This window comes from Nioella sp., assembly GCF_964229645.1.
Taxonomy (GTDB): Bacteria; Pseudomonadota; Alphaproteobacteria; order Rhodobacterales; family Rhodobacteraceae; genus Nioella.
The window spans coordinates 1-3,264 of sequence record NZ_CAXREX010000127.1 but is presented as its reverse complement, the minus strand read 5'-3'; the positions used below and the strand labels follow the sequence as shown (position 1 = coordinate 3,264).

General features: G+C 66.5%; 3 protein-coding genes. All 3 read right to left on the bottom strand.

Translation table 11 applies throughout. The annotated features are described in order from the left end of the window. Positions 1 to 1,148 (bottom strand): S41 family peptidase (locus tag ACEQXV_RS08620; protein ID WP_370268768.1); only part of this gene is annotated, 1,148 nt, incomplete at its 3' end. Between the two features lie 4 nt (positions 1,149 to 1,152). Further along, positions 1,153 to 2,310 (bottom strand): murein hydrolase activator EnvC, encoded by a 1,158-nt coding sequence (locus ACEQXV_RS08615; RefSeq protein ID WP_370268767.1) that lies wholly within the window; start codon positions 2,308 to 2,310, stop codon positions 1,153 to 1,155. Continuing rightward, positions 2,307 to 3,264: 2,3-bisphosphoglycerate-independent phosphoglycerate mutase (gene gpmI / locus ACEQXV_RS08610; protein WP_370268766.1), on the bottom strand; the 958-nt coding region annotated here is incomplete at its 5' end. The genes gpmI and ACEQXV_RS08615, both read right to left, overlap by 4 nt.

Sequence of the window (3,264 nt, the reverse complement as noted above, 5' to 3'; positions counted from 1 at the left end):
GCGGTGGTCTCTTCCTCTTCCTCCTCGCCGGGCAGGGCGCGGGGCGGCTGCTGGACGATGATGTCGGGCGAGACGCCAAGCGCCTGGATCGACCGGCCCGAGGGCGTGTAGTAGCGCGCCGTGGTCAGACGCATCGCGCCGTCGCCCCGCAGCGGCATGACCGTCTGGACCGAGCCTTTGCCGAAGGATTTCGTGCCCACGACGATGGCGCGGCGGTGATCCTGCAGTGCGCCTGCAACGATTTCCGACGCAGACGCCGAGCCGCCGTTGATCAGCACAACGATCGGCTTGCCTTCGATCAGGTCGCCCGGCGTCGCGTTGAACCGTTCCCCGTCCTCGGGGTTGCGGCCGCGGGTCGAGACGATTTCACCCTTCTCAAGGAAGGTATCGGCCACCTTGATCGCCTGGGTCAGCAGACCGCCGGGGTTGTTGCGCAGGTCCAGCACGATGCCGTTGACCTCGTCCATGCCGCCGGCCGCTTCGATCTGGGCCTCAAGGCCTTCGACCAGGTTCGGCGTCGTCTGATCGTTGAAGGTCGTCACCCGGGCAACGATGGCATGGCCTTCGGTGCGCACGCGGGCGGCGGTCAGCTTGATCGTGTCGCGGATGATCGAGACGTCGAAAGGCTCGGCCTCGCCTTCCCGGACCACGGTCACGACGATCTCAGACCCCACGGGGCCGCGCATCAGGTCGACCGCCTCGTCCAGGTTCAGCCCCAGAAGGCTTTCGCCGTCCACGTGGGTGATGAAATCTCCGGCCTCGATCCCGGCTTCGAAGGCGGGCGTGCCATCCATGGGCGAGACGACTTTGACAAAGCCCTCTTCCTGGGTGACCTCGATCCCGAGACCGCCGAATTCGCCCCGGGTCTGCACCCGCATCGCGGTGGCGTCATCGGGCGACAGGTAGGACGAATGCGGATCAAGAGAGGTGAGCATGCCGTCGATCGCCGCTTCGATCAGCTTGGATTCGTCGACCTCTTCCACGTATTGCGCGCGGATACGCTCGAAGATGTCGCCAAACAGGTCCAGCTGCTCGTAGACGTTGCTTGATCTTGCATTGTCCTGGGCCAGCAGCGGTGCCGCAACCTGTGTCGAACCCAGCAGGCCGGCGGTGATGCCGACCAGACCGGCGACGATATGTTTCTTCATGCTCTTATTCCTTCATCTCCCGGAACCACTCTGCGGGGTCCTGCGGGATATTGTCTTGTCGCACTTCCATATAGAGCGTTTCGCTCAATTCCGTATCGGCCCCGTTGCCATTGGTCTCGATCAGCATCGCCCCGAGGTCGGGGGTCGTCCCCCCCATCAACCCGATCGGCGCGCCGGCCGCAAGAATGTCACCCGAGGCACCATAGACCACGTCCAGCCCCGCGAATACGAACAATATGCCCGGTTCCGGTTCAAGGATCATCACATTTCCGAGGTCAAGCAAAGGCCCCCGGTAGCGGATTGTCGAGGCGACGGGCGATGTGACCAGCGCCCGGGGGCGTGTCACCAGCACCACGCCGGGGCGTGTGATCCCGGCCGCATCCGCCTGGCCTGCGCGGCGCAGTACCCGGCCCTGGACCGGGCTGGGGATCTGCCCCTTGCGGTCGCGGACGCTTGGCAGATCCAGCGCGCGTTCGTTGCTGGCGATCTGCGTCAGCCCCGAGGCAAAGGCATCCAGCGTCTCGGTCGAGGCGATCAGAAGCGCGGTCTTGATGGGATCTTCGGTGAATTTGCGCGGCAGATCGCGGCGATCGGCCACGGCCTGGCTAAGATCGGTGCGGGCCTGCTGCACGCCGCGCAGCCCATCCGCCAGGATGGTCGAGGCGTTTTCCTGCAGCTGCCGCAGCACCCGGACCTCTTCCAGATCGGCGCGCAACCCGGCGGCCTGCTGGTCCAGCCCGCGCGAAACATCGGCGACGATCATCGCCGAACGTGCGGTGCCCACGGCCCCCGAAGGATGCAGGAAAACCGCCGGTGTGCCGGTGCCGCCCATGACCTGAAGCGTGCCCAGCAATTGGGCAATCTCGTCTTCGCGGGCATCAAGCCGGGCGCTCAGCTCGGCCTCTCGCGCGGCGACGCGGCGCAATCCGTCGCGCATCGCGGCCAGCCCGGCCTCGAAGGCGCGGGTGGTTTCGGTCAGCGCGGCGACGCGGTCGGGGGCTTCTTCGGTCGCGGCCAGCATGGTGACTGCGGCTTCGATATCCTGGGCGGCCTGGCGCGCGGCCTGCGCCGTGTCCGGCTGCCCGCCAGCCCCCTGCGCCGGGGCAAGGCCCGGCAGGCACAGCAGCGCGGCAAGCGCGGCAAGGCGGGCGGCACGGATCATGAAAGCAGGCTTTCCCCGGTCATTTCCTCGGGCTTCGGAAGGCCCATCAGCTCCAGCAGGGTCGGGGCCAGATCGGCCAGACGCCCTGCCCGCAGCTTGGCCCCCTCGGGCCCGCCGATCAAGGCCACGGGCACAAGGTTGGTGGTATGCGCGGTATGCGGCCCGCCGGTTTCGGGATCCACCATGACCTCGCAATTGCCGTGATCGGCGGTCAGGATCATCGCGCCGCCGGCCTTGTCCAGCGCCTCGACCACGCGGGCCAGGCCCCGGTCCACCGCCGCACAGGCGGCCATCGCAGCCTTCAGATCGCCGGTGTGACCCACCATGTCGGGATTGGCGTAATTGGTGACGATCAGGTCATAGCCCTTTTCGATCGCGGAAACGAACTGCTCCGTCACCTCTTCGGACGACATCTCGGGTTGCAGGTCATAGGTCGCCACCTTGGGCGAGAGCGGCATGAAGCGGTCTTCGCCGTCCTTCTGGTTTTCGACCCCGCCGTCGAGGAAGAAGGTCACATGGGGGTATTTCTCGGTCTCGGCCAGGCGGAACTGGCTACGGCCCTGTTTCGCGACCCATTCGCCAAGCGTGTTGCGGATGTCCTGCTTGGGGTAGCAGGTGGTCATATAGGCGTTGTGGTCGGTGGAATAGTCGACCATGCCCAGAAGCGCGGCCCAATTCGGGCGGGCACCGGTGTCGAAGGCGTCGAACCCCGGCTCGCCCACGGCGCGCAGGATCTCGCGGGCGCGGTCGGCGCGGAAGTTCAGGCAGAAGAACCCGTCCCCGTCCTGCGCCCCGGCGTAGGAGCCGAGGACCGTGGGCGTGATGAATTCATCCGTCTCGCCGTTCTCATAGCCACGGGTGATGGCGGCATGGGCATTGGCGGATTTCTGACCGTCACCGCGGACCATGGCGGAATAGGCCTCGGAGACGCGGTCCCAACGGTTGTCACGGTCC